The sequence below is a fragment of the Hanstruepera ponticola genome, from assembly GCF_012931685.1.
GTDB lineage: Bacteria > Bacteroidota > Bacteroidia > Flavobacteriales > Flavobacteriaceae > Hanstruepera > Hanstruepera ponticola.
This window is the reverse complement of the sequence record NZ_JABANC010000006.1, coordinates 128329-134923: the sequence shown is the minus strand read 5'-3', so window position 1 is coordinate 134923 and position 6595 is coordinate 128329. Positions and strand designations below refer to the sequence as shown.

General features: G+C 30.5%; 4 protein-coding genes. 3 read left to right on the top strand and 1 reads right to left on the bottom strand.

Features of this window, described 5'->3' with window-relative positions; all coding sequences use genetic code 11:
- Window positions 1–312: 312 nt before the first annotated feature.
- Entirely contained in the window at window positions 313–2286 is a 1974-nt protein-coding gene (locus HGK31_RS13265) for a putative porin (protein ID WP_191860657.1), read from the bottom strand.
- A gap of 69 nt (window positions 2287–2355) precedes the next feature.
- Between HGK31_RS13265 and HGK31_RS13260 the strand changes: the two genes are divergently transcribed.
- The 3 genes from HGK31_RS13260 to HGK31_RS13250 all read left to right on the top strand — a co-directional run bounded on the left by HGK31_RS13260 (window position 2356) and on the right by HGK31_RS13250 (window position 6543).
- Entirely contained in the window at window positions 2356–2955 is a 600-nt protein-coding gene (locus HGK31_RS13260; RefSeq protein WP_191860655.1) for a ribonuclease HII, read from the top strand.
- 65 nt (window positions 2956–3020) lie between these two features.
- Window positions 3021–5456 (top strand): ribonuclease HII, encoded by a 2436-nt coding sequence (locus HGK31_RS13255; RefSeq protein ID WP_191860653.1) that lies wholly within the window; start codon window positions 3021–3023, stop codon window positions 5454–5456.
- Window positions 5457–5493: 37 nt separating this feature from the next.
- Entirely contained in the window at window positions 5494–6543 is a 1050-nt protein-coding gene (locus tag HGK31_RS13250; RefSeq protein WP_191860651.1) for a nucleoid-associated protein, read from the top strand.
- The last annotated feature ends 52 nt before the right edge of the window (window positions 6544–6595 follow it).

Genomic DNA, 6595 nt, shown 5'->3' with positions numbered 1-6595 from the left:
ATGTCTATGAACTTTTTCTCTCGGTTCTTAAGGCGTTTATCTCTTAAGCGGGTGCAAATATAAATACTCTTTTTTTTACCCACAAACGTTTTTGAAAAAAAATTAAAATTATTTTTTAACCTCTCACAAAAAACCAATAATAATCCCTGAACTTTTTCGATTACTTCACTAATGTGACGCTAACGAGGGCGCAAATATACAACCCTTTCTATCTTCTAAACAAACTTTTTTTTGCCTTTTTTATAAAGTATTTTTTAATAGCTTATTTACAGCGGATTAGAGTCAATAAAACTGCTTAATTATTTTGAGAATCTATAAAAAGAAGTTCCAGACAACACCAAAGCGTACTACAAAATCTCTATAAGGATAGTTTGGTGCAGCGTAATAGTCGTAACCTGTCCAAGCAGAATTAAAATGTTCTGCTTTTAGAAATATACGGATTTGTTGGATTTTGGCATTTACAAAAAAATCAAATCTTGGAAAGCCACCATATTCCTGATTATTTTGGACATAGAATTCCGCCATTAGCGGATCATAAGCATTCATATAATATTTTGTAAAATAACTAAACGTTACACCTGTTTGTAAGAATAGCGCTCTTTTAAAGAAATGATTAGAATAATAAAGTGTATTTCTAGTTGTGACCTCCGGCAAATTAAATATCATACCATCATCTTGCACGTTTTGATACATCACCGTATTATATAAGGTAAACTTTCTTAAAAAGTCAAATCCCTTTTCCCATTTAAGCTTTAAGTAACTTATAGTTTGATCTGTTTGAAACGGTTTGACCAAATCATCAGCACCATCTTTCTTAAAATAAGTGTAGTCATTAATAGTAGTATAGTTCAATACAACATTACCAAACCATTTAGAATTTAAACCAAATCCCAATTGCTGTGTCTCAATATTATTAAAATTGTTTTGCCAGTTATAGTTCTTATAGACACTTTGATAAAGTAAATAGTTATAGTTAGGAGCAGTAGAGTTATGATTGATGTAAGCCTCCACATTATTATTTTCATTTAGACTATACGATGCTTTTCCAGTAAAAAAATTACCTTCAAAATCACCTGAAACATTTAATCCTGCCTCTCCAAACAAACTAAATTTATTGATATTCTTTTGATATTTACCTCCAATTGAAAGCACATCTCCTTTTAATCTGTTCGTGATGTATTGATTATTAATGACCACCACTTTATTGTAACCATAATTATAATTGTTATGCGCTACATTAAATTGAAGATCACCGAGTGTGCTGTTACTGTAATTTAACCCTAATTGGTTGTAAAAATTTTCTAGCGTGACACGGTCTCGCAAATTACTGGTTTGAAAAGCATCACCAAAATATTCGTTTTCCCTTGTTTGATTGTATTCATAATACTTATCCTCAAAAGACATTGTATGTTCTAAATACAACTTATTATTCCATAATGAATCTTTTGGTTTAATAATATGATATAAATGGTCTAAATGAAAACGCTTTCCTTTTAAAAGGTTTTCGGCGTCTTCAAAATTCACAGCTAAAACAGCTCTATCTTTAAATTCGGGATTACCAGATTCAAAGAACGGTATGTTATCATCTTGTAAACCACCATTTTCTTCATTCAGTAAATCCTGCATCACCATATGTGCGTTTGCTATATAACGCCTATTTTTTGTTTGATAACTTGATGTAAACCTAAAATTACCTGTACTAGTCAATATGTGCTGATACTTACCTAATGAACGCAGTCCTTTGTATGCAATTGAAAAATTGAACTGTTTAGAAATATTAGTTGTGAAAAACGCATCTAATTGTTGGCCTTGTTCAAATGCAGTTTTATAATATAATTCCGTTAATGGTGTAGGAACCTGATAATAATCGATATCCTCAATTTCCATATAATTAAAATGTCTTGCCCTGGCACCAAATAAAGGCATGGTACTATTATTGACATAATTGTAGCTTAATGAGTTGTAAGTTTGTCCAACATTTGAAAAAGGGAGCAACTCGAAATTATCGCGACGCAAATAATTAAATTTATACTCTTTATGGATAGTCAAAGTCGTGTCTACAATAGTAGTGTCATTTTCATGAGACACGATTAAATACATATCAATTTTAGCATCTAAATTCTTGATATTCTTATTGCTCGTGCTTTCAGTTGAGCCTCTACTTAAAGAATCATTCAATCTTATATCTTGGTTATCCGACTCTTTATCAATATATCCTTGCCTTACTTGAGCAAATCCAATAGTCAAATTACAAAATAAAAAAAATGCTAAAATTATTTTCGACATAAAATTTTTTTCGACCTTGCAAATGTATATACAATTTACAATAACGCCATTATATTAAGAATTATTTAAATGCTAAAATTAAATTATTCCGGTTTTGAATATGAATGTGGTACTGATGAAGCTGGAAGAGGCTGTCTTGCTGGACCCGTTACGGCTGCAGCTGTAATATTACCTAGTACTTTTAAAAACACTATACTAAACGACTCAAAAAAGCTTACTAAAATCAATCGAAACACCTTAAGACCAATAATAGAAAAGGAAGCTTTAACTTTTGCTTTTAGTCATATATTCCCAACAGAAATTGATAAAATAAATATCTTAAATGCTTCTATATTAGCCATGCATCAATCAATTGAACAATTGAATCCCGTTCCAGAATTTATCATTGTAGATGGAAATAAATTTAAACCTCTGAATGAAATACCTTATGATACTATTATAAAAGGAGACGGTAAATTTTTAAGTATTGCTGCAGCATCTGTAATAGCAAAAACATCAAGAGATACGTACATGGAACACATACATGAGGAATTCCCCATGTATAATTGGAAACAAAACAAAGGATATCCAACTAAAGAACACCGTGATGCTATAAAGAAATATGGCGTAACTAAATATCACCGAAAATCATTTCGTTTACTACCAAATCAATTGCAATTAGATTTATGATTTCAACGGGTAATCATTTTAACGGAATAGATTATTTATGTAGGTTTGTACAAATTCCCTCATCGATGAAAAAAATTTGTTTTTACACTATTATAATCACGCTTTTTTTTGGCTGTGATTCTTCTACTAAAAAAACGAAAATAATTGACTACCTCAACGATGAAGCTTCCACTATTATTAAAATTAAAAATGTTGGTAGCCTAAATGGCAACATTAATAACAATCCATTTTTGCAACAACTGGAAACCTCAATTTCCTATCAAAAATTATCTCAAAAACTTGATGTATTACAATACTTTAAAACAGAAGATGATATTTATATTTCATTATTTAAAGATAATCAAGATAGTTTGCAATTTTCAATTATCACCAAGTTGAAAGCTAATTTATTCAATATAGATTCTTTACCAAATCACAGTATAGAAACCCTAAAATATCAATCTAAAACAATTACAAAAACTTCGGTTGAAAACACTGTGTTATTTAGCATTATAAAAGATAGTGTTTTTATTGGCGCTACAAACAAAGACCTTTTGAACAATACAATTGAGTCTCCTAAAATTCATCCACAATTAGAATCTTTGATCAATTCATCTAATGATGAGAATCAACTGTCTGTATTGATAAATAAAAAGAAAGATAGCGATGTTCGATCACTATTTATTAACCCAGATATTACAGCAAAAAACCTAACTGATTATCTGTTTTTTGATATTGATATTAATCAAAATGAGATACTCTTGAATGGTGTTACACGCTCATCAGATTCTACAAAAAAACTGATTGATGCCTTTAGAAATACCATTCCTCAAGAAAACCGATTGGCACAAATCACACCAGCTAACAGTGATGGTTTTTTAAGTATTACATTTAATGATTTCAATACGTTTCACAATAATCTATCTACCATACAGAAATTAGATTCTATTACGGCTTACAATTTATTATTTGATAATATTATTGAGGCTGGTGTCATTTACCAAAATAACGACCAAGCCATCGTACTTAATTCATTAGATATATACCTGACAAAAGATGCATTATTAAACGATCAAGATATTATTGACACATACCGAGGTATTGACGTTTTAAGTTTTAGTAATCCTGAATTATTTAATCAGGTTTTAAAACCTTTTATTAATTACACCAAAGCAAATAAATATTGCATTGTAGATAATTTTATCGTGTTTTCGGATAATATGGACTTCCTTCAAAGTATTATTGCAAGTTATAAAAACCAGACAACCTACTATTCCAGAAATCACTACAACTTGTTGCAAGAAAAGTTTAGCGACGAGGCTTCAATATTAAGTGTAGTCAATTCAAATACTTTAGAAACTTTGTTAAATCGTAATTTAAAAGACAGTTTAAATTACAAATTGGATACTTATCAAACTTCAGGTATTCAATTTATTTATGATTCAAACTTTGCACACATTAACGCTGTAATTCAAAAAGGTAAAACACGCATTTATGAAAATTCAATTTCAGAGTCTAGCGTTATAAAGTTGGAAGCTGATTTATTGAACAAACCACAATTAGTAACCAATCATATTACTAATGAAAAGGACATTGCTGTTCAGGATATTAACAATAATCTCTATTTAATTTCGAATAGCGGAAAAATTCTATGGAAAAAACAGCTTCAGGGAGCTGTTTTGGGTCGTATTGAGCAAATAGATATGTACAAAAATGGCAGGTTGCAATTGGCATTTGCAACACCTAATCGTATTTATGTTTTAGATAGAAATGGGAAGGATGTATCGCCATTTCCGTTAAAGTTTAGTGATGCTATTACGCAACCCCTTTCTGTTTTTGATTATGATAATAATAGAAAATATAGATTGTTAGTAACACAAGGCAAGGAGGTTTTAATGCTTGATGCTAAAGGGAAAACTGTAAAAGGATTCAATTTTAAACAAGCTTCTGACAATATAATTCACCAACCACAACATATTAGAATTGGTCGAAAAGATTACCTTTTATTTAAAACAAGTAACAAGCTTTATATTTTAGATAGAACAGGTAAAACACGTGTAACACCAAAAAATAATTTTAACTATTCATCTGAAGCCATGTATTTGTATAACGGCAATTTTGCAACCTCAACAACAGATGGCAAATTGGTTACAATTGACACAAAAGGCAATACAGCATCAAAAGAATTGAGTCTTACAAATTCGCATGACCTTGTTACCACGAGTAAAACGTTAGTAGCACTTTTCGAAAATAAATTACGTATCAAGCAAAAGACTTACGAACTGGATTACGGTAATTATAGTGAACCAGAAATTTTCTACATAAATGATAAAATTTATGTCACAGTTACTGATATTCAAACTCAAAAAGTCTATTTATTTGATAGTAACGCCAAACTATTGTCTAACTTTCCTGTTTATGGAACCTCACAAATTGACATGGCCAATATTGACAAAGACAACAACCTGGAATTTGTAACTAAAGGAGAAAGCGACACCATTCTTATCTATCAAATTAATTAAATTTCAACTCAAAAAGAGTCTATCTCAATCTATCAAAATGATAAAACGTACCCAAGCTTCCATATCTAAATGTATTATTCATAAAGTTGGCAATAAGTTTAACAATACCAAAAACGCTTTTTCAGAAAAGGAAGTTCATTTTGATGAGGCGAGTTATGAACTCATGCTTCCTTTTTTATTAAGACCCTTCGGTAGTGTTGTTCAAAGCTATCGCTTTAACCATCATGCAGATATTTCACTAAATGAAATAAACACGTACAGCTCGCAAATTTTTAATGACGACCATGATTTTATTGAAACTTCAAAACATATTGTAAAGCATTTATTTGAGCAGTCTAATTCAGCACAAATAAAAACTGGTGACGTATTGGTTGTCCTTTTTGAAGGCATTGAATTCAACGAGATAACTACTAATGCTTTGGGTATTTTTAAAATTGAAAACAAGGTAAATTTCTTTCAAACCTATTTAGAAAATAACAGTTATGACGTACTTGTTCAAAAAGGCATTAGCAGTAAAAAAGTAGATAAAGGGTGCCTAATTTTAAACCAAAGCGACACGGAAGGACGTATTGTGTTAAGTGCAGACAACAATAATTACGATGCACAATATTGGACTAATCATTTCTTGAATATAAAATATGCAGACGATGCTAATAGTCATACCCAACAATATCTGGAACTCTGTAAAGATTTTTCTGAAGATATTTTAAAAATATCCTACGGCAATCAAGAACAAAACACGTTTTTAGCTAAAACTATCGACTTTTTCAAGGAGCATGAAATCATAAAAGTTGACGAATTCAAAGATGACATATTTGAAGAAGATAAACACAAAACCTTATTTGACGATTATAAAAAAACCTTTGAAAGCGAAAAAGATTTGGTAATCCGTAACCAATTTGACGTTTCCGATTTAGTGGTTAACAAGGAAAAGAAAAAAATTAAAACCGAGATAAAGCTTGACACCAATATTCAAATCAAACTAGATATCGATGCGCCAGATGCATCAAGCGAGTATCTAGAACGTGGTTACGACGACGTAAAAAAAATGCATTATTACAAAGTCTTCTTTAATGCAGAAGGGTGATTTGACTTTCACAAAAAAATAGCCGAACTTCGTTCTATTGCCGTGTAACAGC